The 22,204-nt window shown below is 54.2% G+C and carries 25 protein-coding genes; 8 read left to right on the forward strand and 17 right to left on the reverse strand.

Annotated features, from left to right (window positions below; genetic code table 11):
* Nucleotides 1-46 precede the first annotated feature (46 nt).
* Nucleotides 47-1,396 (reverse strand): IS5 family transposase, encoded by a 1,350-nt coding sequence (locus tag TRICHSKD4_RS08635; protein ID WP_009465529.1) that lies wholly within the window; start codon nucleotides 1,394-1,396, stop codon nucleotides 47-49.
* 145 nt (nucleotides 1,397-1,541) lie between these two features.
* Between TRICHSKD4_RS08635 and TRICHSKD4_RS08640 the strand changes: the two genes are divergently transcribed.
* On the forward strand, nucleotides 1,542-2,537 hold the full coding sequence (locus tag TRICHSKD4_RS08640) for a citrate synthase (RefSeq protein ID WP_247642805.1): 996 nt from the start codon (nucleotides 1,542-1,544) through the stop codon (nucleotides 2,535-2,537).
* Here TRICHSKD4_RS08640 and TRICHSKD4_RS08645 read toward each other — a convergent pair.
* The 5 genes from TRICHSKD4_RS08645 to TRICHSKD4_RS08665 form a co-directional block, all read right to left on the reverse strand.
* Nucleotides 2,526-2,945: a GNAT family N-acetyltransferase gene (locus TRICHSKD4_RS08645; RefSeq protein ID WP_009467120.1), complete on the reverse strand. Its 420-nt coding sequence runs from the start codon at nucleotides 2,943-2,945 to the stop codon at nucleotides 2,526-2,528. The two genes, TRICHSKD4_RS08640 and TRICHSKD4_RS08645, sit on opposite strands and share 12 nt — an antisense overlap.
* A gap of 113 nt (nucleotides 2,946-3,058) precedes the next feature.
* Nucleotides 3,059-4,084: a DctP family TRAP transporter solute-binding subunit gene (locus tag TRICHSKD4_RS08650; RefSeq protein WP_040616591.1), complete on the reverse strand. Its 1,026-nt coding sequence runs from the start codon at nucleotides 4,082-4,084 to the stop codon at nucleotides 3,059-3,061.
* A 64-nt stretch (nucleotides 4,085-4,148) separates the two neighbouring features.
* Nucleotides 4,149-4,991: a sigma factor-like helix-turn-helix DNA-binding protein gene (locus tag TRICHSKD4_RS08655; RefSeq protein ID WP_247642797.1), complete on the reverse strand. Its 843-nt coding sequence runs from the start codon at nucleotides 4,989-4,991 to the stop codon at nucleotides 4,149-4,151.
* A 71-nt stretch (nucleotides 4,992-5,062) separates the two neighbouring features.
* Nucleotides 5,063-5,494: a carboxymuconolactone decarboxylase family protein gene (locus tag TRICHSKD4_RS08660; protein WP_009467123.1), complete on the reverse strand. Its 432-nt coding sequence runs from the start codon at nucleotides 5,492-5,494 to the stop codon at nucleotides 5,063-5,065.
* A gap of 108 nt (nucleotides 5,495-5,602) precedes the next feature.
* Nucleotides 5,603-7,207 (reverse strand): GMC family oxidoreductase, encoded by a 1,605-nt coding sequence (locus TRICHSKD4_RS08665; protein WP_009467124.1) that lies wholly within the window; start codon nucleotides 7,205-7,207, stop codon nucleotides 5,603-5,605.
* Nucleotides 7,208-7,482: 275 nt separating this feature from the next.
* Between TRICHSKD4_RS08665 and TRICHSKD4_RS08670 the strand changes: the two genes are divergently transcribed.
* Nucleotides 7,483-8,577: a hypothetical protein gene (locus tag TRICHSKD4_RS08670; protein ID WP_009467125.1), complete on the forward strand. Its 1,095-nt coding sequence runs from the start codon at nucleotides 7,483-7,485 to the stop codon at nucleotides 8,575-8,577.
* Here TRICHSKD4_RS08670 and TRICHSKD4_RS08675 read toward each other — a convergent pair.
* The 3 genes from TRICHSKD4_RS08675 to TRICHSKD4_RS08685 all read right to left on the reverse strand — a co-directional run bounded on the left by TRICHSKD4_RS08675 (nucleotide 8,541) and on the right by TRICHSKD4_RS08685 (nucleotide 10,405).
* Nucleotides 8,541-9,011, reverse strand: coding sequence for a DUF1203 domain-containing protein (locus TRICHSKD4_RS08675; RefSeq protein ID WP_009467126.1), 471 nt, complete (start codon nucleotides 9,009-9,011; stop codon nucleotides 8,541-8,543). The genes TRICHSKD4_RS08670 and TRICHSKD4_RS08675 overlap by 37 nt on opposite strands.
* Before the next feature lie 76 nt (nucleotides 9,012-9,087).
* Entirely contained in the window at nucleotides 9,088-9,837 is a 750-nt protein-coding gene (locus TRICHSKD4_RS08680) for a tellurite resistance TerB family protein (RefSeq protein ID WP_009467127.1), read from the reverse strand.
* A 100-nt stretch (nucleotides 9,838-9,937) separates the two neighbouring features.
* Complete coding sequence (locus TRICHSKD4_RS08685; protein ID WP_009467128.1) at nucleotides 9,938-10,405, reverse strand: Lrp/AsnC family transcriptional regulator; 468 nt, start codon at nucleotides 10,403-10,405, stop codon at nucleotides 9,938-9,940.
* A gap of 122 nt (nucleotides 10,406-10,527) precedes the next feature.
* On the opposite strand from TRICHSKD4_RS08685, the gene hppD reads away from it, so the two are divergent.
* Nucleotides 10,528-11,640 (forward strand): 4-hydroxyphenylpyruvate dioxygenase, encoded by a 1,113-nt coding sequence (gene hppD, locus TRICHSKD4_RS08690; protein WP_009467129.1) that lies wholly within the window; start codon nucleotides 10,528-10,530, stop codon nucleotides 11,638-11,640.
* An 84-nt stretch (nucleotides 11,641-11,724) separates the two neighbouring features.
* Here hppD and TRICHSKD4_RS08695 read toward each other — a convergent pair whose 3' ends face one another.
* The 4 genes from TRICHSKD4_RS08695 to rsmI form a co-directional block, all read right to left on the reverse strand.
* Nucleotides 11,725-12,648, reverse strand: coding sequence for a YeeE/YedE thiosulfate transporter family protein (locus tag TRICHSKD4_RS08695; protein ID WP_009467130.1), 924 nt, complete (start codon nucleotides 12,646-12,648; stop codon nucleotides 11,725-11,727).
* Between the two features lie 90 nt (nucleotides 12,649-12,738).
* Nucleotides 12,739-13,689 (reverse strand): glutathione synthase, encoded by a 951-nt coding sequence (gene gshB / locus TRICHSKD4_RS08700; protein WP_009467131.1) that lies wholly within the window; start codon nucleotides 13,687-13,689, stop codon nucleotides 12,739-12,741.
* A gap of 102 nt (nucleotides 13,690-13,791) precedes the next feature.
* Nucleotides 13,792-14,163: a YraN family protein gene (locus tag TRICHSKD4_RS08705; RefSeq protein WP_009467132.1), complete on the reverse strand. Its 372-nt coding sequence runs from the start codon at nucleotides 14,161-14,163 to the stop codon at nucleotides 13,792-13,794.
* A 1-nt stretch (nucleotide 14,164) separates the two neighbouring features.
* On the reverse strand, nucleotides 14,165-15,073 hold the full coding sequence (gene rsmI, locus TRICHSKD4_RS08710; RefSeq protein WP_009467133.1) for a 16S rRNA (cytidine(1402)-2'-O)-methyltransferase: 909 nt from the start codon (nucleotides 15,071-15,073) through the stop codon (nucleotides 14,165-14,167).
* A gap of 202 nt (nucleotides 15,074-15,275) precedes the next feature.
* On the opposite strand from rsmI, the gene TRICHSKD4_RS08715 reads away from it, so the two are divergent.
* Together TRICHSKD4_RS08715 and coaBC are read left to right on the forward strand one after the other, a co-directional pair.
* On the forward strand, nucleotides 15,276-16,487 hold the full coding sequence (locus TRICHSKD4_RS08715; protein WP_009467134.1) for a penicillin-binding protein activator: 1,212 nt from the start codon (nucleotides 15,276-15,278) through the stop codon (nucleotides 16,485-16,487).
* 39 nt (nucleotides 16,488-16,526) lie between these two features.
* On the forward strand, nucleotides 16,527-17,771 hold the full coding sequence (coaBC, locus tag TRICHSKD4_RS08720) for a bifunctional phosphopantothenoylcysteine decarboxylase/phosphopantothenate--cysteine ligase CoaBC (RefSeq protein ID WP_009467135.1): 1,245 nt from the start codon (nucleotides 16,527-16,529) through the stop codon (nucleotides 17,769-17,771).
* Nucleotides 17,772-17,819: 48 nt separating this feature from the next.
* On the opposite strand, the gene TRICHSKD4_RS08725 is transcribed toward coaBC, so the two are convergent.
* Together TRICHSKD4_RS08725 and TRICHSKD4_RS08730 are read right to left on the reverse strand one after the other, a co-directional pair.
* Nucleotides 17,820-18,398 (reverse strand): OmpA family protein, encoded by a 579-nt coding sequence (locus tag TRICHSKD4_RS08725; protein WP_009467136.1) that lies wholly within the window; start codon nucleotides 18,396-18,398, stop codon nucleotides 17,820-17,822.
* 32 nt (nucleotides 18,399-18,430) lie between these two features.
* Nucleotides 18,431-18,850, reverse strand: coding sequence for a hypothetical protein (locus tag TRICHSKD4_RS08730; RefSeq protein ID WP_168156997.1), 420 nt, complete (start codon nucleotides 18,848-18,850; stop codon nucleotides 18,431-18,433).
* A 167-nt stretch (nucleotides 18,851-19,017) separates the two neighbouring features.
* Between TRICHSKD4_RS08730 and dut the strand changes: the two genes are divergently transcribed.
* The 3 genes from dut (at nucleotide 19,018) to cysK (ending at nucleotide 21,246) form a co-directional block, all read left to right on the forward strand.
* Nucleotides 19,018-19,467 carry a dUTP diphosphatase gene (dut, locus tag TRICHSKD4_RS08735; protein ID WP_009467139.1) on the forward strand — a complete coding sequence of 150 codons (450 nt, stop codon included), beginning with the start codon at nucleotides 19,018-19,020 and terminating at the stop codon, nucleotides 19,465-19,467.
* Nucleotides 19,464-20,153 carry an HAD family phosphatase gene (locus TRICHSKD4_RS08740; protein ID WP_208993048.1) on the forward strand — a complete coding sequence of 230 codons (690 nt, stop codon included), beginning with the start codon at nucleotides 19,464-19,466 and terminating at the stop codon, nucleotides 20,151-20,153. Before dut ends, TRICHSKD4_RS08740 begins: the two co-directional genes overlap by 4 nt.
* A gap of 133 nt (nucleotides 20,154-20,286) precedes the next feature.
* A complete protein-coding gene (gene cysK, locus TRICHSKD4_RS08745; RefSeq protein WP_009467141.1) occupies nucleotides 20,287-21,246 on the forward strand; it encodes a cysteine synthase A in 960 nt (319 codons plus the stop codon).
* On the opposite strand, the gene TRICHSKD4_RS08750 is transcribed toward cysK, so the two are convergent.
* Together TRICHSKD4_RS08750 and TRICHSKD4_RS08755 are read right to left on the reverse strand one after the other, a co-directional pair.
* Nucleotides 21,243-21,833, reverse strand: coding sequence for a GNAT family N-acetyltransferase (locus TRICHSKD4_RS08750; RefSeq protein ID WP_009467142.1), 591 nt, complete (start codon nucleotides 21,831-21,833; stop codon nucleotides 21,243-21,245). The two genes, cysK and TRICHSKD4_RS08750, sit on opposite strands and share 4 nt — an antisense overlap.
* Nucleotides 21,834-21,843: 10 nt before the next feature.
* Entirely contained in the window at nucleotides 21,844-22,161 is a 318-nt protein-coding gene (locus TRICHSKD4_RS08755) for a heavy metal-binding domain-containing protein (protein ID WP_009467143.1), read from the reverse strand.
* Nucleotides 22,162-22,204 lie beyond the last annotated feature (43 nt).

The raw sequence follows: 22,204 nt of genomic DNA on the forward strand, positions 1-22,204 counted from the left end.
GTTGTCGCCGCACAGACCCGGCTAAGTGGTCCGCCCTGAACAACGTCTAAGCCATTGATGTTGCGCGTGGCCGAAGCAATACGCAAATATTCGATTTGACCGGTTTGGGGATGGGGTTTGTGATCCAGAGCAGCAAAATGATCAGTGCATTGAGGATCAGACGCAGGTTATGACCGGCTGCGGCCAGCAGGGCGTTGATGGCATCGCCATTTTTGCCATTGAGGAAGTTCCGGTCAAGTCGTCCATCTGTTTTCATGTGGCCGATGGTGGCCTCGATCGCTGATCGTCGTTTCAGCTCACGCTTCATCTGTGCCGTCAGCCCGCGCTTCTGGCCGGAGATCATGACCTTGGCGTCGCCCTCATAATCATGCCCCCGATAGCCACGGTCCACATAGACACGCTCAGCTTTGGTGCCGCAGACTTTCTCAGCCTGACTGATGGTGTCATTCAAGGTGTGCCCATCATAGGGATTGCCCTCAAAAGCCCTCGCCGCAAGAACCAATCCTTCCCGATTGGTCGTGGCAATGCCAACCTTGGCCCCGAACTCGTAAGGTGTTCGCGCCTTGCCCTTGGCAATACAGGCCACTTCCGGCGCATGCATGGAATAAATCTTGTTTTTGTCCTTGGGGGTCTGGGCCAGAAGCCGCTCCACCAGTCCCAGCAGACGGGAGAACCGGTGCTCAAGACCTTCGTTGCCTGCGATCTTGCGGGAGATGTCGCGATAGACCCGGCCCAGATAGGTCTTCAGCTTTTTGAGTTCCCGGCGCATCCGCTTGAACTGTTTGGCATGGGCATAACGGCCCGCCATCAAGGCCGCCTTTTTGGCAACTCTGGTATGGCTGCGACGCAAGATGATGCCGGCCCTCTTGGCCTGGCGCACCAGAAGCTGCAAGGCCTTGTGATAAAGACGGCTATCGGTGGGATGGGCAATGGCTTTGGGTTGAACGGTCGTATCAACCAAGACCCGCTCAAGGCTGCTCTTCTTGATCGTCCCGCTCTCAATCGCAACACCTACCGTAGCAGAAAGAAGCTTTTCCATTCCCTCAGGACCAATCCGTTTGCGCCAGCGGGTCATGGTTGAGGGATCAATGGGGAATTGGTGCTGGAAAAACTCAAAACCGCAGAAAGACTGCCAGTAGGGGTTTTCAACCCAACGCTCAACCGTCTCTTCATCGGAAAGATCGTACATGTGCTTGAGAAAGTGCAGCCCGGCCATCAGACGCGTTGGTTTGGCCGGTCGTCCCAAGGGGCGATAATGCCTGCCGAACTCCGCATCAAATTCATCCCAAGGCATCAGACCAGACAGCCGCACCAACGAATGGTTCATATCGATGATTGCGGCCAGGCGTTCCTTGAACAGATCGCCACACCGTTTGTTGCGTTTTGAAGGTCTCATGAGAATATGCCAGAAAATGCGTGCTTCGGATCAACTAACCGGCATATTCACACATCCAAAACCCAATGGGTATCCATACTCTTCAATCAGTTAAGGGGTTTTTCAGCGCGAACTAAGTGAAGTCAACGGATACGATGGTACTCTGATCCTCAATGGTCGACGCCTTGAAGACCTAGCCGGACATTTGAGCTTTGAAGCAGCCATAGACCATCTTTGGTCAGGCACTGTTTCAGCAGGAAGCTCCCAGTTAAACGATCTGGTCAGGTTGCTTGGCCGCGCCCGGCAGGAAGCCTTTGCAACTGTTCCGGTTATGCTGGCTGAAACCGGCTCACTCTCCATCGTCGAACGCCTGCAAGTAGGCCTTTCCGCCCTGCCAATTTCAGAGGATTTACCTGAAGCGGTGGCAATCACTGGGGCGTTTCCTGTGCTGGTGGCAGCGGCTGCTCGCGACAGCGGAGGCCTTCTACCAATTGCTCCAGAGCCCGCCTTGCCTGCCGCCGAAGACTTCCTTCGACTGCTGTCTGGAGAGACACCGGAACCTTGGACTGTTGACGCGCTGGAACGCTATCTGGTGACCGTCCTGGATCATGGCTTGAATGCCTCGACCTTCACAGCGCGGGTGATCGCCTCGACACAAGCAAATATGAAAGATGCTACCCTTGGGGCCGTTGGAGCCCTAAAGGGTCCGTTGCATGGCGGTGCTCCCGGGCCGGTACTGGATATGCTGGATGCAATCGAAATACCGGACAACGCGGCGGAATGGATCGCTTCTGCTCTTGCCAAAGGGGATCGGCTTATGGGCTTTGGCCATCGGATTTATCGAACACGCGACCCCCGCGCGGATGCTTTAAAGGCAGGGCTGGCCCACGTGCCTGAAACCGACCGCCTCGCTCTTGCAGAGGCCGTTGAACAAGCCGCGCTTACTGCATTGAGCAAAGCAAAACCAGATCGCGTTCTGGAAACCAACGTAGAATTTTATACGGCGGTTCTGCTGGACTCTATCGGCCTCGACAGAAGCCTGTTTACACCCGTATTTGCCATTGGCCGGGCCGCCGGATGGTGCGCACATGTGGTTGAGCAACAAACCACCGGAAAACTCATCCGGCCAGCCTCGGTCTATGTCGGCCCCTTACCGGTTTGACGCTTCACTGCGCATGGCCATGCCTATGGTTTTTGGCGCAGTTTCCTTAAAGCCATATTTTTCATAGAGCTTGTTGGCCGGAACGTCGGCCAGCAGATTCACATAGGCACCGGCAGGCAGGTTTTCGGCGATCCAGTTCATCAGCTCGCTCACAATCCGCTTTGCAAGACCCTTGCCCTGATACTCAGGCACCACGACAATGTCTGTAACCTGAACAAAAAGCCCACCGTCCCCGACAAGCCGCCCCATTCCAACAGCTTTGCCGTCTATCTCCATGACAACAGAAAAGAGTGAATTGGGTAGTCCCGCTCGAGCTGATCCTTCCGAATAGCTTCCCATCCCCCCGGCTTTTCTGAGAGCCAGATATGTTTCAACGGTAGGGATTTTCTGACAGACAATCGGTTCCACGAGGCTACTCCTTAAAATGAAGGCAGTATCTTTCGTGGATTCGCGAAAAGCGAGCAACAGCTATACGAACATCACCAGCTCTATATGCGTAACAACTTCGTCAAATGCCCCAATCAATGCAAACCGCTGCGCTTTCGTGGTTGACTGGCTTCCATTGCAGCTTCGATCACGTCTTGACCGATGCCATCAATAAACTGATCCCAAACAGGCTTCATCACTTCGACCCATTTATCACGCTGGTCAGGGGAAAGTTGACGAACCACACCCCCGTTCTCGATGATCTGAATCTTTTTGAAGGCATTCATTCCAAGAGCGCGTGCGTTATACTCTTTGGAAACTTCGTCAAAGATTTTCAGAAATTGATACTGAACATCGGGTTGGAGGCTGTCGAGCCAATCACGAGACACAACAGCAAGATAGGCTAGAAGCTGATGGTTTGTTTCGGTAACCCCATCTTGAACCGTATAAAAGTTTTCGGCAAAAATATTTGACCAGGTGTTTTCCTGTCCGTCCACTTTTCCTCTCTCCAGAGCAGTGTAGACGTCACCAAACCGGATTTTACGAGCACTTGCTCCCAAGGCTTCAATCATCGCCACGGTCACGTCAGAATTCTGCACCCGAAAGTCCAAACCAGTGGCATCGCGTGGCAATTGCAGTGGCTTGTCTGCAGAAAACTGCTTCAATCCGTTGAGCATATAGCCCAAGCCAACAAAACAGTAATCAGACATGGCACCCAGAAGCTCTTGACCTACCTCTCCCTCGGTGAACGATTTGACTGCGGCCATGGAACTGAACAGAAAGGGCAAATCAAATACGCGATATTTCAGCGTATATGCCTCAAACTTTGACAAGGACGGCGCTGCGAGCTGCACATCCCCCAGTAGAAGCGCCTCCATAACCTTGTCATCATCAAAAAGCTTTGCTGACGGAAACACCTGCATGCAGGCTTTCCCATCCATTTCCTCGTTAATACGACGGGCTAATGCACTGGCCATTTCGCCTTTGGGATGCCCTTCGGCAGAAACGACATGACTGAACTTGATCACCACTTCATCGTCATCGCAATGGTCAGCAGCGTATAAAGGCAAACTAGAACATAATGACAACGCGAAAATTGCAGCGGAAACAATCTCTTTCATGTATTACCGTCATTTAATGTGAAGTTTTACCAATTTCTGGCAGCTTACGCATTCTCATATTAGCTCATGAATAAACTTTTACTGCAAATTCGAAGCAGAAAAGCCCTCGTGCCAAAGCCCCCCCATTTTTCAGGTCGTGAGTATAAATGAGAGACAGGTGACCCAGCTTGTCAGGATTCCGTGAGACAAAGACGTCGGCGACCTTTCCTGCAGCATCAAAACCGAAAGACATGGCCGTATGAGCCTCACCGCACTCGAACACAACAAGGCTGCGGACGCCGTTCAACTCCACAAATCTGGTTTGGTTTTGATCCCACAAGCGACCGAGAATTCGTACGATGTATTTGGCCACCTGCTCCGCTCCGTCCAGACTGCGGGTCAAAGCGGTCGCCTTCCCACCGCCGTCTGTTCTGTACCTTACCGACGCTGACAAAAGTTGTTGCATGTTTTCAACAGAACCGGTTTCAACAGCCGCAAGAAAGGCATGAAGAAACTGCTCCTGTTCCTTTGGTGCCGGCGCGCATCTTGGCGCTGCACTTTGAACATTCCGCTTTGCTCGGGACACCAGTTGCCTGCAAGCTGGTTCGCCAATTTGCAGAACGTCCGCCACCTCTCCGTAGGAGTTTCCGAACACCTCGCGCAGAAGGTAGGCCGCTCGCTCTTTCGGAGTAAGGCGCTCCATCACCATCAGAAATGCGGTGGTCAGTGTTTGAAGTGGTTCGGAAATCCAGGGGCCATCATAGTCCAGCCGGGTCTTATGGGCCGATTTCAGAATATCCAGACAATGATTTGCACAAACCCGCGTGAGCCATGCTTCGGCATTGTTGATCTGCGCGATGTCCTGCGCTTGCCATTTCAAAAACGTATCCTGAACGGCATCCTCAGCATCTGCGACGGTTCCGAGCATTCGGTAGGCGAGCCCCATTAACTGGGGCCGCATTTTTTCAAATTGAGATTGAGCTACACGAGACTTGGACATCAGTGATTTGACACGCCAATCCTGTTCCACAAGTTGATCATCGCAACGGCAGCGGTGAGACTGCTGATTTCGGCATCAGAGAAATGTTGTTGCAACTCCTGCCTTAATCCCGTGAGATCCTGATGATCTTCCAGCTTGGTCAAGGCTTCTGTCCATGCAAAGGCGGCTCGTTCCGCGGCGCTGAAGTCATCGACATGCCGCCACACCATCAGTCTCTCCAAGCGTTGCTGAGTTTCCCCGTCCTTGCGCGCTTCCGCTATGTGCATCTTCACACAATAGGCGCAGTTGTTCATTTGCGAAGCACGCAGTTTCACAAGGTGGTGCAGGGTGTTGTCCAACCCTGTCTTGCAGATTTCCGCATGCCCTTCGGCAAAGGTCGACAGAACTTTCGGGATGTTGGCGAAGTGGTCGATGGAAGCTGTTGTGGCCATAGTGGTTTTCAACTCCTGTGTTGAGTGCTTAGGTACTCAATCGACGAGCGAGTCTGTTCAACTGTGACATGGCGCAAGTCCAAAAGTTCAAAACCAAAACCGATACGGTCACCTGCCGTCTTCCAACATCATTGCAGCCCCTTTCTCTGCAATCATGATCGTTGGCGCATTGGTGTTGCCAGATGTGATTGTCGGCATGACGGACGCGTCAATCACACGCAAACCATCTAACCCCTTTAGCCGCAAGCGCTCATCCACAACTGCATGATCATCCATACCCATTCGGCAAGTCCCTACCGGGTGAAAAATTGTGGTGCCAATGTTTCCAGCCGCTGTTGCCAAGTCCTCATCGGACACAAGGTCTGAACCTGGAAGATATTCTTCCGGCTGGTGCATCGACAATGCGGGAGCAGCCAAGATTCTGCGCGCCAAGCGAATGGAATCGGCTGCAACCTTCCGGTCGCCTTCGGTTGAAAGGTAATTGGCCAGAATCTCCGGTTGCTGCGTTTCATCTGTCGATCTGATGTGACAATGCCCCCGGCTTTCGGGGCGCAAATTGCAGACGCTGGCAGTGATGGCCGGGAAATCGTGCAGAGGATCTCCGAACTTGTCCAGTGACAGGGGTTGGACGTGAAACTCAACATTCGCCGTTTCAAAAGACTGATCAGATTTCGCAAAAACTCCCAATTGGCTTGGCGCCATGGACATCGGGCCAGACCTTTTCAGCAGATATTCCAATCCGATCAGCGCTTTGCCAAAAAGGCTTCCCGCCATCTGGTTCAGAGTTTTTGCTCCCGTCACCTTGAAGATCGTGCGCAGTTGCAAGTGATCCTGCAGGTTTTTTCCGATCTGCCGGCTCGCCAGAATGGTCTCCAAACCAACCTGCCCGAGTATTTCAGGATCGCCAATTCCCGACAGTTCCAGAAGTTGCGGTGAGCCGATCGCACCGGCGGCCAGAACAAGTTCTCCATCCACCTCCAGTTTGCAGGCTTCGCCCTTGACCTTCAGCTCCAATCCGGATGCCTTACCCTCGTGCACGAGAATTCGGGACGCCTGCGCCTCAGTCAAGATGGTCAGGTTGGGCCGGTTTTTCGCAGGCTTCAGGAAGGCTTTCGCCGTGCTGACACGCGCGCCTCCGCGCTGGGTGACCTGAAAATAGGAAGAGCCGAAATTGTCGCCACCGTTAAAGTCCTGCACTTTTGGAATGCCGACTTCTACACATGCTTCGCGAAACCGGTCAAGGATGTCCCAGGACAAGCGCTGCTCTTCAACGCGCAATTCCCCACCTTGTGCGTGCAGGTCATTTGACCATGCGTAGTGATCTTCGGATTTCAGGAAATGCGGCAGGACATCACCCCAGCCCCAGCCGGTGAGCCCCATCTGGCGCCACCCGTCGTAATCGCGCGCCTGACCTCGCATGTAAATCATGCCATTGATAGAGGAACATCCACCCAAAACCTTGCCACGGGGATACATCAAGGAACGACCATTAAGGCCGGGGTCGGGAGCGGTGTTGAAGCCCCAATCGGTCCGTGGATTTCCCATGCAGTAAAGATAACCGACAGGAATATGAACCCAGATGTAATTGTCGTCCTTTCCCGCTTCCAGCAACAGCACCTTGTTGTTGGGGTTCTCAGACAGGCGATTGGCCAATACACACCCGGCGGAACCGGCACCAACAATTACATAATCCCAAGATCCAAGATCCCGCATAGGTCCTCTCAATGTCATTTTTGACAGATGGAGACATGCATCACTTGGCTGGTCAAGGTCAGTTCGAGTCAGACAACCACTGGTGGTCTAAACTATGACGGGAGACATTTACGTAGTTATTACGAGTCTTCGATATGGTCGCTTGATCTCAAGAACGAGGGTCAGCAGTGCCGAATTCCGCCAAACACCTTTTTGAAACCATCACCGAAACGCTGTTCGGCACCGCTTGCAGGATTTACACCCCAGCTAGACACTGGATAGGTGCCTCCGTCTTAATGATATTCGTTGCCATGATCGCAGCGGTTGTGACGATTTATCCGTCTTCCAACTGGGATGTATTTGCCTACACTGCCTCAGTGTTGGAAGACGAGGTGGATGACCCGGATGAACTGCACCGCCAAAGCTATGCCTATGTGCGCGAAAATGTGCCAGACGGGCAGTATATAACGCTCACACAGGATCGGGGTTATCGCGTCAGGCAAGCTACGGACCCACATTCATTTTCAACGATGCTAGGGTTTTACCGAATTAAAGTTCTTTACATTGAAACGGCAAAGCTATTTGCCAAAATTACAAATCCGGTGACCGCACTTCGTTGGATATCAATAGGGTCTTCAATTGCTCTTGGCCTACTGCTCTTCACATGGCTTGCCCAAGAAAAGCTGCTGTCTCATGGCCCGATTGTGGTCGCACTGCTTATTTTATCCGGATTTCCTTATTCGGCGGAACTGATTACTCCGGACCTATATGCAGCCCTTTTTATAGTTCTGGGAGGTTATTTGTATCTGAACAAGCAGGATGTTTCCGCTGTGGGAACATTGGTTCTTGCTTTTTTGATCAGACCGGACCACCTCGCATTCATAGGCGTATTCTTTTTTGTTGCTGCTTTATATGGACCAGGAAGGTGGGTCTTAACTGCCTGTTTTGCGATTTGTTTCGGGCTGTATATGTTTTTGACACGAGGCGCCGATCACCCGGGTTGGTGGATCCATATGTGGTTCACACATGTCGAATATGTGCCGACACTTGAGGGATTTAATCCGGACTTTTCCATTCTAGCCTATCTGAAAATGCTCGTTCGTTCGACCGTCCGGTCTCTGATCAACGAAACTTGGCTGGCCCTTTTATTCGTGCAGTTGGTGTTTTTGGTACGGTTCATCGACCTTAGGGCCCTAACCGATCGCACCAAAGTTCTGCTGTACTCTGTGCTCTTGTCGATCCCGGCAAAATATGCCGTGTTTCCACATTTCGAGACCCGCTTTTACCTTCCCTATCTCGTCATCACCGGGATGATTTTGCTGACAGAATGGAACCGGCGTCAGACTAACATCCTTCACAACGATCCAACACGCTCCACACGCGCAGCGTAGCATCCACGGCGGGCAAAATGGACATGCAGGTAGTCGATTTCAGAATTGGCAAACTGGCGCTCGATTTCGCTTTTCAAGTCGGCCCCTTCTACCACTTCAGCATCCATCATGATGCCGGAGGCATTAAAGCCCCGAACGGAAAGCAGGCGTGACGAGACCATCTCGGGAATCGTGTTTTCCGGAGTTGATGCCTCGATCGCATTGCAGCCGACGAAAATCGCATGGCGAGAGCGATAGGGTGTGTGCGCCGTTTGATGTTCGTAGTTCAGCAGAAAAACCGAGTTTCCGGACGGAACATCTTCCAGGCTGACCCGGCATGGATACCCACCATCAGAGACATGTATCTCAACGCACTGATCTTTGAGCGCGTCTTCACTCAAGCCATGCAAATGGGAAAATTGAGACGCGGGAAGGGGAATGAATTGAAATGACATGCCTGATCTCCTTGATTGCCGAGATCAGGCCTATCAATCCGTTTTGTGCTCGGACACCCGTTTTGCGAGTGGCTGCTTATCCTGCCATTTCAGCTTCGCGCACCGCCATTTCGATTTCGTCGACAAGCGCCGGATCCAGTGCGAGGCGAGCCGCGAGCATTTGCAGATAGGCCTTTTCAGCTGGATGATCCGGATTGATGGCAAGCCGGGAAGCTGCATAGATTTCAGCCGCCGTTTCCGGGCAAGTTGCGCTGGCCACGACCTTGTCGAGGTCAAGCGGTGACCGCAGCTCGTCCATCAAAAAGGCTTTCGCCTCGCTGTCTAGACCTGCCTCATCGATCTTGTCGAAAATGCGGGCCTGTTCTTCTGCGTCAATATGGCCATCTGCCTTGGCAGCAGAGATCATCGCCGTCAGAAGGTTGATCGCAAACTGGTTTTCGCCACCCGGCTGCCGGGCCGGGTCAAAGGCTGTGTCGCGCGGGGCTTCAATCGGGATCGGCTGGTCTGACGGGTAGGACGGACGTGGCTGGCCCTGCTGGTTGGCCTGATATCCCTTGTAAGCCTTGTAGGCGAGGCCCGCCACCAATGCCATGCCCCCATAAGTGACCGCCTTTGAGCCAAGCTTACGGCCTGTCTTCGTGCCAAGCATCAAGCCTGCCAAACTGCCCAGAGCGAGACCACCGCCTTGCGATGACAAGAAGTCTTTTCCTTGAGAGACGAGATCCGCGGACCCACCACGCTGGTCCCGGTTGGTGTATTGACCTGAGCCTTGGCCACCTGCCTGACTTCCCAAAAACTGATCCAGCAAGGACTTTGCATCAAACATCGACAGCCGCTCCCATTTGCCCTGATTAAAGGGCGTTCGGTTTAAATCCAAATTACAGATGGGGGATGTTTGTGCCCTCTGCAAGCTTTCTCGGAAATCCCTACAGGGTCAAAGGCAAGAAATTATCATCCTTGAGCGTGTCCATTGCGATGGAAGACCGGACATTTTGCACCGCCTCTTGTGGCAGAAGGTCATCATTGATGATTTGGGACAAGGCCTTGAGGTCCGGCACCACGATCTTCAAGAGATAATCCACATCGCCGGTCAAGGTGTGGGCTTCCTGCACTTCGGGCATCGCTGTCACCATGTTGCGGAATTTTCGGGCATTTTCACGGCTGTGCGCACCAAGCGTCACACCGACAAACGCTGTCACACTCAAGCCCAGCGCTTCAGGCTCTAGGGCTGCCCGATAGCGACGAATGACGCCGTCCTGCTCCAACCGCTGACGCCTGCGCGAGATCTGGCTCGCAGACAATCCAATCCGATCCGCAATCTCCTGATTGGTCAGCGCGGCGTTTTCCTGCAGGACGCCCAGGATTTTCATATCAAAGCCATCAAGCGCAATCATTGTGCATCAAACATCTATTTAGAATTTATTTCTTGCGTCAGTATACGTGAAAACCCATGGTTTGCACACACTGTGCGCGGAAATAGTTTCATTCTTGACCAAATTGTATTTGGGAGAAAATTATGGGTCCGTTTCCGCACGATGCGCCCCCGGCGCAAATCTCCGATGAAAACCCGGCTGGTACCGACGGCTTCGAGTTTGTCGAGTTCTCCCACCCGGAACCGGAAAAGCTGGACACATTGTTCCGTAAAATGGGCTTTGTTCCGGTTGCCAAGCACAAGACCAAAGACGTCACTCTCTATCGTCAGGGCGATGTGACCTATGTTCTGAATGCAGAACCCAGTTCCTTTGGCATGCAGTTTGTCGACCAACACGGCCCATGTGCGCCATCCATGGCGTGGCGTGTTGTTGATGCAAAGCATGCTTTCGAGCATGCCGTTGCCAAGGGAGCAACGCCCTATGAAGGCACTGACAAGACGCTGGACGTACCAGCCATTGTCGGCATCGGCGGATCAGTGCTCTATTTCATCGACACCTATGGCGACAAGGGCTCTGCCTATGACGCTGAGTTTGACTGGCTGGAAGCGGTAAACCCGCAGCCGGAAGGCGTTGGCTTCTATTACCTCGACCACCTGACACACAATGTCTATCGCGGCAACATGGACAAGTGGTGGGACTTTTACCGCGACCTGTTCGGTTTTTCGCAAATCCACTTCTTCGATATTGATGGCCGTATCACGGGGCTGGTCAGCCGAGCGATTACGTCGCCCTGTGGCAAAATCCGCATTCCGCTGAACGAATCCAAGGATGACACCAGCCAGATCGAGGAATACCTCAAGAAATACAAGGGCGAAGGCATCCAGCACATCGCCGTAGGTTGTGACAACATCTATGACTGCACGGACAAACTGGCAGAAAACGAGCTCAAGTTCATGCCGGGGCCGCCGGACACGTATTACGAGATGTCCAAGGACCGCGTTCAAGGCCACGACGAGCCGCTCGACCGGATGAAGAAGCACGGCATTCTGATTGACGGGGAAGGGGTCGTGAATGGCGGAATGACCAAGATCCTGCTGCAGATCTTCTCCAAGACAGTCATTGGGCCAATCTTCTTTGAATTCATCCAGCGCAAAGGCGACGAGGGCTTTGGTGAAGGCAACTTCCGCGCCCTGTTTGAATCCATCGAAGAAGATCAGATCCGGCGCGGTGTGATTTCCACTGAAGCTGCCGAATAAGAGCAGTCCGGGACACCTTCAAAGCCTCGCAACATGGTGGGTGTTGCGGGGCTTTTCTTTTTTGTTTTTCGCTCATCTTGACGATTAAGCGTCCCGCTTTCGCTCTCCGGTGATCAAGATCAGCGACGCAACGGTTGCCACCATGACGGCATAGACGACAAGGCCATGCAGGACGAAGTTTGGGATGGTCCAAAGCAGAAGCGTGTCATTGCCACCGGCGGTAAAAATTGCGCCCAGTCCCATCAAAATACCGCCAACAAAACACAAGAGTGCGCGTTTAAGACGCGGCCAGCGCGGGGTGAACTTGGAATTCAGGATTGCACTGATGGTTGCGCCGGAAAACAGGGCCAGAATTGCCAACTCAATTTGTAGACCATTTGATAATCCCTGACCGGCCAGCATCCGCCCGATCCACGCCTCATAACTCCACCCGGGATTAAGTGCGAAGGTCAAAACGGCCGCGATCCCCATGATGCAAAGCGCCAAAATTGCTGGCTCCCGTTTGCGAGCAAAACGCACCACGCCATAAACCGCACCGAACGTTCCGATAAGGGCGGACACCCAGAAAAAGGTGCCTTCCGCCATAAGGACGCCGATCGGAAACTCCAACACTTCTGAAGGGTCTGGTTGCCACTGGTTTACGGTGTGGCGTGCCGCGATCAGACCCAGAAACGTTGTAAGAAAAGACGGGTCACCCGAAGTCAGACGCCCGACGCTGCCAATGAAGCAGCCATCATTCAGGTATGCGCCCACACCCATGACGATTGCGGCCGCCACAAGCACAAGGCCAATTGGCAAAATATGAGCATTCGGCACGTCCGCGCCCAGACCGAAACGCAGAAACAAAAGACATGCCGTGGCCGTGCACACCGCAACCCAGATGCCGATAAGCCAATCCGGTTTGCCGCGCCGGACCAGACGCCGAGTTGCTGCAACGGTACATGTACTGGCGCGCGAGAGCGAAAACCCGAACACAAAGGCCGTCAGGAGTATTAAATAGTCAAACATGCGCGTTACTTAAGCCAAATCTAGGCGTTGTTGCTAGCGACTTGGCGGAGAAATTCGCCGCTTGACCTCATGCTCGTTAGGGTCAGGACCCTAGCTTCCAGCCGTTACCTTTGCTTCCAGCACATCCCAAACCTTGGCCGCAACATCCGGTCCGCCGAGGTTCTGGATTGCGCGGATGCCTGTTGGCGCGGTGACATTGATTTCCGTCAACATGCCGTCAATCACATCGATTCCGACGAGGACCAAGCCCTTTTCCCGCAAGGACGGGCCAAGGCGCACGCAAATTTCCAGTTCCCTATCAGTCAGATCACTATCGGTCGGAGAGCCACCGCGCACCATGTTGGAGCGCAGGTCGCCTTCAGCTGGAACCCGGTTCACAGCCCCCGCGAACTCGCCATCGACCAGAAGGATACGTTTGTCGCCATGCTTCACATTTGGCAGGAATTGTTGGATGACCCATGGCTCGCGAAAGGTTGCGGCGAAGAAGTCATAAAGAGAGCCGTAGTTCAGATCGTCTCTGGTCACCCGGAAGACGGCAGCTCCGCCATGCCCGAACAGCGGCTTCATGACAATATCGCCATATTCGGCGCGGAATAGGTCAATCTCGTCCCGATCCCGGGTGATGAGTGTCGGCGGCATCAAGTCCGGAAACTCTGTCACAAACAGCTTTTCCGGTGCGTTGCGCACCTCTGTCGGGTTGTTCACGACCAGTGTGTTCGGGTGGATCTTCTCCAGAATATGCGTCGCGGCGATGTAGGACAGGTCGAACGGTGGGTCCTGACGCATCAAGACCACATCAACATCCAACATGTTCAGGCGCTGTTTTTCACCTAAAGTGAAATGATTGCCTTTTTCATCGCGCACTTCCACCGGATCAAGAGCGCAAAACACATCATCGCCGATCATCGCCAGACGGTCAGGCGTGTAGTGATAAAGCTCGTGCCCACGGGCCTGCGCTTCCAGCATCAACGCAAAGGCGCTGTCACCGGCGATATTAATTGAAGAAATATGGTCCATCTGGACCGCGATCTTGAGGGCCATTCAGCGTCTCCGGGCGGGCGCGGAAGGCCCGCGCAAAGGAATGTCTTGCTCCAGATATGCTAAGTGGACTGCAGTTTGTCCAGTGGGCACAACGTGTTGATTTCAGTCCGCTGCCTGAAAGGCATTTGCAATTCGCTCCGGCCAGCGCCAAGGGCGAACGATCACAACATCAAACCGCAGGCTGTAGAACCCGGCCTTGGGATGCTCTGCCACGAAAATCCGGGCTGCCCGGATGATCCGTCGCTGGTTTGAAGGCGAAACGGCCTCCATGGCAGCACGGCGTGTTTTGCGTGCCTTTACCTCGACAAAAGCGACCGTCTTGCCCTTTTTGGCGATCAGGTCGATTTCGCCAGCCTTGGTTTTGTAGCGGTGTTTCAAGATCCGCCAACCGGTAAGGCGCAGCGCCCAGGCAGCACGGCTTTCGGCAGATAGGCCCAAACCATACGCCTTTTTGCGCCTTTGGGTTTCGCCCATCTTAACCCTTACCGTCTTTGAGAGACAACGCCCGCTTGTAAAGCTCTCCGCGATCAAGGCCCGTTGCCTTGGCAACCTTTTTGGCCGCGGCGCTGACTGGCATGTCCGACAAGGCTTCCAAAAGCAGCGCATCGGCATCTGCTGCTTCTGCTTCCGGTTTTTCTTCAGGTGGGCCAATGAGAATGACGATTTCGCCCTTCACGGTCGTACCCTCATACCGGTTTGCCACCTCTGCCAGTGTCCCTCGCTCAAATGTTTCAAAGCGTTTGGTCAGTTCGCGGGCAACGACTGCCTCTCGGTCCGGACCCAAAACCTCAGCCATTGTGCTCAAGGTTGCCGCCAGCCGGTGCGGGGACTCAAAGAAAATCAGGGTTGACTTGATTGCCGCCAACTCGTTGAGCCGCGTTGTCTTGGGGCCGCCTTTTTGCGGCAAAAAGCCTGCAAAAACTACTGTGTCACTCGGGAGGCCTGACGCCACCAACCCCGCCATGGGAGCAGATGCGCCGGGGATCGGGATGACATTGTAGCCTTCCTCAAGCACGGACCGCACCAAACGATAGCCGGGGTCCGACACGAGTGGTGTACCAGCATCACTGACCAACGCGACAGCCTCGCCCCGTTCCAGTGTTTCCAGCAATTTCGGTCGTTGCTTTTCGGCGTTATGCTCATGATAGGCAAGCAACTGTGCCTTTAAACCAAATTTATGGGTGAGGGTGGCGGTGACTCGTGTGTCCTCGCAGGCAATGATGGATGCGGCGGCCAGCGTTTCCAGCGCCCTGACCGTGATATCTCCCAGATTGCCAATTGGCGTGGAGACAATATAAAGCGCGGGCTCAAGACGCGGGGCCTCATATGCATGCGCAGACAGATGATAGCGGCGTTCCACGGAAATCTTGTCAGTCTTGTCCATGGTGCGCTCCTGCTGCAATCCGGTTTAGTACGTCGCAAAAATGCCCGTTTTGGGCGGTTGTTTTCAGCGCTACCGGGCCTTTTATCGTTATTCAAGTGTAAATCCGGCGCGGAATGGGGTCTTGCCCTTGATCTCGGAGTAGATCTGGACACACCCTTCACGAAACCGTAAGTGTCTCGTGAAGTTTTACAAGGAGGCTGGGGTGCAGCGTATTCATCTGAGCAAGAAATCCACACACTGGTTCCGCGCGACATGTGTTGGCGCAGCAGCATTGATGTTGGCTGCCTGTCAGGGATCCTCGCTTGGCTCACTCCCTGGAACTTCCATTTCCGGTGACCAACCGCCGCAAACATCCGGTGACGTGATTGGCACTGGCTCTGTCCGTGTCGGCCTTCTCCTACCTCTGAGTGGCAACAGCGGTTCGCAGTCAATCGGGACAGTTTTTCGCAATTCGGCGGAACTTGCCCTTTCCAGCTTTCCCAACGCTGATGTCCAGCTTCTGGTGAAGGATACAGGCGGGACAGTTGAAGGTGGACGCAGCGCAGCTCAGTCGGCTATTGCCGAAGGTGCTGAGTTTATCCTCGGGCCCATTTTCTCTCCTGCCGTTTCAGGAGCTGCGACGGTTGCTCGTTCATCCGGCGTTCCCGTTGTTGCGTTTTCAACCGACACTTCCGTCGCCTCCAGCGGTGTTTACCTGTTGAGCTTCCTGCCAGCGGGAGATGTAAAACGTATTATCGGCTATGCTGCGAGCCAGCAAAAACGCTCTTTTGCAGCGCTAATACCTGACAACACATACGGTGCAGTTGTCGAAGCTTCCTTCCGGCAGGAAGTTGGCCGTGCGGGAGGTCGAATTGTCTCCATTCAGCGGTACAAGACAACTGGCGGGGATACGGCAGACCTGACCGCCAAAGCGCAGTCTCTTGCAGCAAGCGCCGGTCAGATTGATGCTTTATTTGTTCCAGCTGGCGGCGGGGTGCCGTCACTGGTGGTCCAGACTTTGACCGCCGCCGGGGCGAATTTCGGCAACATCAAGATCCTCGGCAGCGGCCAATGGGATACACAGCAAATGAAATCCAATCCGGTTCTGGCCGGAAGCTGGTATCCGGGACCGGAAAACAGCGGTTTTCAGACATTTGCCGGGCGATACAAGTCCACCTACAATTCGGTTCCACCGCGCAATGCGACGCTCGCCTATGACGGTGTGACATTAGCCGCAGGGCTCGTACGCTCTGCCGGGCAGCAGCGCTTTTCGCGCAGTGTTCTGACAAACCGCGACGGCTTTATCGGCATTGACGGGCTTTTCCGCTTCCTGAGCAATGGCCAGAATGAGCGCGGTCTCGCTGTTTATCAGATGACAGGGTCGAGCAGTCAGGTTGTATCGCCAGCGCCTCGCGACTTCCGCTCAGCACGCTGATAGAATAGAGCTATCTGTGAAACCTTGGGAAAGCATATCGTGCTGAACGGCAAACGGATTGTCCTGATTATCAGCGGTGGGATTGCCGCCTATAAGTCACTTGACCTTATCCGACGCCTTCGTGAGCGCGGTGCGCGGGTAATCCCGGTCATGACGAAGGGCGCACAGCAGTTCATCACGCCTTTGGCTGTTGGTGCCCTTTCTACTGAAAAAGTCTTCACTGAGTTGTTCGACCGGGAGGCCGAACAGGATGTGGGTCATATCCGGCTTGCACGAGACAATGATCTCATTCTGATTGCGCCAGCCACAGCTGATTTGATGGCCAAGATGGCGCATGGAATTGCCGATGATCTGGCAACAGCTGTGCTGCTGGCGACCGACAAGCCGGTGCTGGTTGCCCCAGCCATGAACCCCAAAATGTGGGACAATGCAGCCACCCAGCGCAATATTGCCCAACTTCAAGCCGATGGAATCCACTTCGTTGGGCCTGAACGGGGTGAAATGGCGGAAAGCGGCGAGGCTGGCCTTGGTCGCATGTCAGAACCGCTCAACATCGTTGCTGCCGTTGAAAACTTCATTTCACGTGAAACTGATTTTTCCTCAGCGGAAGAACAAAAGGCAAGTTTGACGGGCCGGCGGGTGGTCATTACATCCGGTCCGACACATGAACCGATTGACCCTGTGCGCTATATCGCCAACCGGTCCTCCGGCAAACAGGGGCATGCCATAGCAGCAGCTGCGGCACGGGCAGGGGCGACCGTAGCGCTCATCTCCGGTCCTGTGAACCTGCCGGACCCGGAAGGGGTTCAGACAGTGCATGTGGAGTCAGCCAGCGAAATGCTTCAGGCTGTCAAGGACGCCCTCCCGGCGGATGTCGCGATCATGGCAGCAGCCGTGGCCGATTGGCGGATCGCCTCAGAATCTGATCAAAAAATCAAGAAAGACGCGACCGGCGCGCCTCCAGCGCTGTCCCTGACCGAAAACCCGGACATTTTGGCGACAATTGGTCATCACGATACGCTCCGACCTTTGTTGCTGGTCGGGTTTGCGGCAGAAACGCAAAACCTTGAGGCCAATGCGCGCTCGAAACTCCAGCGTAAACGCGCCGACTGGATTGTTGCCAACGATGTAAGCCCGGAAACCGGCATCATGGGCGGCGACCACAATATGGTTCGCATTGTCAGCAAAACAGGTATCGAGGACTGGCCGCACATGGGCAAATCCGAGGTGGCTGAACGCCTCGTGACCCGGATAGCGGATTTTCTTTCCAAGCCGACACCATGAAAAAAGGCGGCCCGGAGCCGCCTTGTTCCAGATTACTTGTGATCCCGATCAGTAACCAACATTGATCAGCTGGACCCTGCGATTTACTTCTGCATCCGGGTTTTCCGGATCACGAAGTTGTTCTTCTCCGAGGCCAACAGCCTCAAGACGGTCGGCAGGAACCCGGAAGGTCGTGATCAAAGCTTCACGAATGGCGTCTGCGCGCCGCTGAGACAGCTTGATGTTGTACTCGCGATCACCCTTTGCATCGGTGTGACCAACAACAAAGAACTTGGCACCCCAGAGATACGGTGTGTGAAGTGCGTCTGCGATTACCCCAACGGTTTCATAGGACTCTGGCCGAATGCGGTCTGAATCGAAATCGAAGGTGATCTCGACATTGAACTGACGCAGCTGGTTCAGCTTCAGGGCCAGCGGCAGAACTTCCGCAGCATTGTCACCCGGATATTTTTTGATGTTGTCGAATGCGGCCTTGCGCAGTTCATCAGCACTCACCTCCACCTTGGCTTGTGCGCCTTGAAGGGAATTGATGATTTCGTTCCGCGACAACTTTGTTTGTGCCAATGCGCCCGTCGCACTTACAGCTGCAACAGCGACCGCGCCAACGAAAAGTGAAGTGAATTTCATGGGAAACTCCAAATCAGAGACTCAAATCGGGATTAGCGGTAGCCAGCGAGATTAATCGCTTCGTTGCACTTGTTCCCGACAACGCGCTCAGCCTTCAAAAGACATTTCAGGATGTGGCCAGAACCCGGCTCCATGCCTTGGCAATACTGCTGCGACGCACGCTCACAAATTTTTGGCACCGCAGCCTGTGCGGCCAGGCGCGCTTCAATCAATGTCGCCACGCGCGCACGATCTGCATTGCATTGCGCGGACACTTTTGAGCTGTTTTGTTCCAAACATTGTCCGATCTCGTTGTTGCCGAGATTGGCCTTCTTACAGTACTTGTCTATGTCCTTGCCGCAACTTTGGCTCAAAATCTTGATAGCATCAGCAAAACCGACAGTTTGTGCATGCGCGGCTGGCACAAGACCAAGCCATGCAACGGCTGTCAGGAGACACATAAAACGGATCATTTCGGATTAACCCCCGTGGTTACCTTGGCAATACGATGGCACCTTTTCAGGTTGCGTGTGTTCCCGCAAGGAGATTCGCCGGGAAATTGCAAGTAACCTGAATTTTTCTCTGCCCCCCAACCATCGCAAAAGCCTTGAAATCTTTTTGGAAAATCAATGAGGCCTGAATGTCCCTGAAACTGGAAATCTGCCGTCTCCCTCACGCGGAGGGATTGCCGCTGCCCGAGTATCAAAGCCTTGCGGCAGCCGGGTTTGATCTTGTCGCAGCGGTGACGGACCCGCTCACCTTGCTGCCCGGAGCTCGAGCACTTGTGCCGACCGGGCTGACGATGGCTTTGCCGGATGGCCATGAAGGTCAGGTTCGTCCCCGCTCCGGTCTCGCTGCCAAAAACGGGGTCACCGTGCTCAATACGCCCGGCACGGTCGACGCTGACTATCGCGGTGAAGTGAAGGTCATATTGATCAATCTTGGCGAAAATCCGTTCGTCATTGAACGCGGCATGCGTATCGCGCAAATGGTGATTGCACCTGTAGTTCAAATGGCGCCTGTTGAGGTAGAGAGCCTGTCGGAAACAGAACGTGGCAGCGGGGGCTTTGGCTCAACGGGTGTTGAATGAGCATCGATAACCTCATGTCCAAGACCCCAACAAACCCGGAACTTGTCATCTTCGATTGTGACGGCGTTTTGGTGGATACCGAGCGCCTTACCAATCGAACATTGGCTGCGATGATCACAGACCTCGGCTACCCGATGAGCGGACCGGAAAGCCAGCAGCGTTTCATGGGTCGGACGATTGAAAACGTTCAGGCCATGGTGGAAGAGCTTACCGGCAAACACTTGCCGCCAGATTGGCCGGACCAGGTCCGCGCGCGAGACCTTGAGGTTTTCCGTCGAGGCGTAGACCCGATAAACGGCATTTTCGACGTATTGGATTTTCTGAATGGTAAGGACATTCCATATTGTGTTGCCTCATCCGGGAAACACGCGAAAATGGACATCACATTGGGCTCATCAGGCCTGATGCCAAGCGTAAAGGGGCGCACATTTTCTGCGCAAGACTGTGAAAACGGCAAACCGCATCCCGACGTGTTCCTGCTTGCAGCGAAAACCATGGGTTTTGCGCCGGAGACTTGCGTTGTCATTGAAGACAGTTTGCCGGGCGTTCAAGCCGGGCTGGCTGCTGGCATGACGGTTTTTGCCTATGTGGAAGACCCGGCCTGCGACAGGGCGGCGATGAAGGCGGCTGGCGCAACGCTGTTTGAAGACATGAACCAGCTTCCCGATCTTCTCTTTTCTGCATGACGCACAATTGTTGGAAAACAATTTCCGCGCTGTGCGTTGCAGAACAAAAACTACCTCTTAAAACAGCACCAAATCCCTACTACGTTGGTGGCTGATAAAAACACCAGTTAGCATTCTTTTCCGGGAGCAAGACATGAGCAGTGAAACGCGCGGACGCGGCAAGATTTATTCCTCGATCACTGACACCATCGGTGATACCCCGCTCGTGCAGTTGGACAAGCTGGCAAAAGCCCATGGGGTGAAAGCCAACTTGTTGGGCAAGCTGGAGTTTTTCAACCCAATTGCCAGCGTGAAGGACCGCATTGGCGTTGCCATGATCGAGGCGCTGGAGAAAGACGGCAAAATCGACGCGGGCAAGTCTGTCCTTGTTGAACCAACATCCGGCAATACCGGAATTGCGCTTGCCTTTGCGGCGGCTGCAAAAGGCTACCGTCTTATTCTGGTGATGCCGGAAACCATGTCCGTCGAACGCCGCAAGATGTTCAAGATCCTCGGCGCAGAACTTGAACTAACCGAAGGCCCGAAGGGCATGAAAGGTGCCATCGCCCGTGCCGAAGAGCTGGCTGGCGAGATCGAAAACGCTATCATTCCGCAACAATTTCAGAACCCGGCAAACCCGGAAATCCATCGCAACACAACTGCAGAAGAGATTTGGAACGACACCAACGGTGATGTGGATGTGTTCGTCTCAGGTATTGGCACTGGCGGCACGATTACGGGTGTGTCTCAAGTGCTGAAGGAGCGCAAGCCAAGCCTTCACGTTGTTGCCGTTGAACCTGAAGACAGCCCAATCCTGTCCGGCGGCGAACCAGGTCCGCACAAAATCCAGGGCATCGGCGCAGGGTTTGTTCCAAGCGTTCTGGACACCAGCGTTTATAATGAAGTCCAGACAATCTCCAACGATGATGCCTTTGCAACGGCCCGTGAAGTGGCCCGTACCGAAGGCGTTCCAGTCGGCATTTCCTCCGGTGCAGCGCTCACGGCTGCCATTCGCGTCGGCCAGCGAGACGACATGGAGGGCAAGACCATTGTTGTGATCATTCCGTCCTTCGCCGAGCGTTATCTCTCTACCGCGCTGTTCGAAGGCCTTTAAGAAACGCGTTTGATCATCGTTGTTGCAAACTTGAACCCGAAGAGGCCGGCCAATGGGCCGGTCTCGACAGTTCCGGTCCCCACAAAGCCGTGGCGCTCGTAAAGAGATTTCGCACGCGGATTTGTGTCGATCACATCCAGTCGCATTTTTTTGAGGCCCCGGCTTTGAGCTTCGCTGCAAACCGCATCCAGAAGCGCGCTTCCGACCCCTTGTCCCCGGGCTTCTTCGGACACAAAAATCCCGTCCATCAAAAGCGTTTCTGCTTCGAGGTCTCTCTCCAGCGTTTCAAGAAGCAGCCCACGCCATAGCGCTCCGAAACAGCCATAGACCTTCGCCAGTTCTTTCAAGCCACCGCCCGCCAAAGCCCCTCCAGCTGTCTTGTAACCAGCCATGCCGAGCAGCTTTCCATCGGCTGTTACCGCGCTCAGCGCGAAATCTGGGTTTAGAACACCCTCAAAGAAGGCCAGAGCTTTCTCATCCGGCCCCATCACTTTGCCAAGCTTGCCAGAAAACGCCTGCCAGAAGAGCAGAGCTACGCGCTCGCGGTGTTCTTCTGAGAACCCGCGCCGGATTTCAAAGCCAGTCATGTTTGAAGGCTTATCTGACGACTACAGCGGTGCCAGTTGCGCTCACCATCAGCATAGAGCCTTGTCCGACGGTTTCGTAGTCCAGATCAACACCGACAACGGCGTTGCAGCCCATTTGTTGCGCCCGGGCGATCATCTCATCTGTTGCGATCTGACGCGCCCTGGCCAGCTCTTCTTCATAGGCGCCCGAACGACCACCTACGATGTCACGAATGCCGGCAAAAAGGTCCTTGAAGATATTCGCTCCGAGGATCGCCTCGCCGGTTACAATGCCCTTGTATTCGACGATATCCCGCCCTTGTAGGGTCGGAGTGGTTGTGACGATCATCAGCGGTCTCCTTCAAGAATTTCCCGAAAATCAGGATACAAGG

This window comes from Roseibium sp. TrichSKD4, assembly GCF_000148725.1.
GTDB lineage: Bacteria > Pseudomonadota > Alphaproteobacteria > Rhizobiales > Stappiaceae > Roseibium.

Coding starts and splice junctions, on each gene's coding strand:
- TRICHSKD4_RS08655 (WP_247642797.1), bottom strand. CDS start 4,991: ATGCTCGGAACCGTCGCAGATGCTGAGGATGCCGTTCAGGATACGTTT.
- TRICHSKD4_RS08740 (WP_208993048.1), top strand. CDS start 19,464: ATGAGCATCGATAACCTCATGTCCAAGACCCCAACAAACCCGGAACTT.
- TRICHSKD4_RS08730 (WP_168156997.1), bottom strand. CDS start 18,850: ATGATCCGTTTTATGTGTCTCCTGACAGCCGTTGCATGGCTTGGTCTT.
- TRICHSKD4_RS08755 (WP_009467143.1), bottom strand. CDS start 22,161: ATGATCGTCACAACCACTCCGACCCTACAAGGGCGGGATATCGTCGAA.
- TRICHSKD4_RS08650 (WP_040616591.1), bottom strand. CDS start 4,084: ATGAAAGAGATTGTTTCCGCTGCAATTTTCGCGTTGTCATTATGTTCT.
- TRICHSKD4_RS08695 (WP_009467130.1), bottom strand. CDS start 12,648: ATGTTTGACTATTTAATACTCCTGACGGCCTTTGTGTTCGGGTTTTCG.
- TRICHSKD4_RS08670 (WP_009467125.1), top strand. CDS start 7,483: ATGATATTCGTTGCCATGATCGCAGCGGTTGTGACGATTTATCCGTCT.
- rsmI (WP_009467133.1), bottom strand. CDS start 15,073: ATGGACAAGACTGACAAGATTTCCGTGGAACGCCGCTATCATCTGTCT.
- TRICHSKD4_RS08705 (WP_009467132.1), bottom strand. CDS start 14,163: ATGGGCGAAACCCAAAGGCGCAAAAAGGCGTATGGTTTGGGCCTATCT.
- TRICHSKD4_RS08750 (WP_009467142.1), bottom strand. CDS start 21,833: ATGACTGGCTTTGAAATCCGGCGCGGGTTCTCAGAAGAACACCGCGAG.
- TRICHSKD4_RS08725 (WP_009467136.1), bottom strand. CDS start 18,398: ATGAAATTCACTTCACTTTTCGTTGGCGCGGTCGCTGTTGCAGCTGTA.
- gshB (WP_009467131.1), bottom strand. CDS start 13,689: ATGGCCCTCAAGATCGCGGTCCAGATGGACCATATTTCTTCAATTAAT.
- hppD (WP_009467129.1), top strand. CDS start 10,528: ATGGGTCCGTTTCCGCACGATGCGCCCCCGGCGCAAATCTCCGATGAA.
- TRICHSKD4_RS08680 (WP_009467127.1), bottom strand. CDS start 9,837: ATGTTTGATGCAAAGTCCTTGCTGGATCAGTTTTTGGGAAGTCAGGCA.
- dut (WP_009467139.1), top strand. CDS start 19,018: ATGTCCCTGAAACTGGAAATCTGCCGTCTCCCTCACGCGGAGGGATTG.
- cysK (WP_009467141.1), top strand. CDS start 20,287: ATGAGCAGTGAAACGCGCGGACGCGGCAAGATTTATTCCTCGATCACT.
- TRICHSKD4_RS08675 (WP_009467126.1), bottom strand. CDS start 9,011: ATGTCATTTCAATTCATTCCCCTTCCCGCGTCTCAATTTTCCCATTTG.
- TRICHSKD4_RS08685 (WP_009467128.1), bottom strand. CDS start 10,405: ATGATTGCGCTTGATGGCTTTGATATGAAAATCCTGGGCGTCCTGCAG.
- TRICHSKD4_RS08665 (WP_009467124.1), bottom strand. CDS start 7,207: ATGCGGGATCTTGGATCTTGGGATTATGTAATTGTTGGTGCCGGTTCC.
- TRICHSKD4_RS08660 (WP_009467123.1), bottom strand. CDS start 5,494: ATGGCCACAACAGCTTCCATCGACCACTTCGCCAACATCCCGAAAGTT.
- TRICHSKD4_RS08635 (WP_009465529.1), bottom strand. CDS start 1,396: ATGAGACCTTCAAAACGCAACAAACGGTGTGGCGATCTGTTCAAGGAA.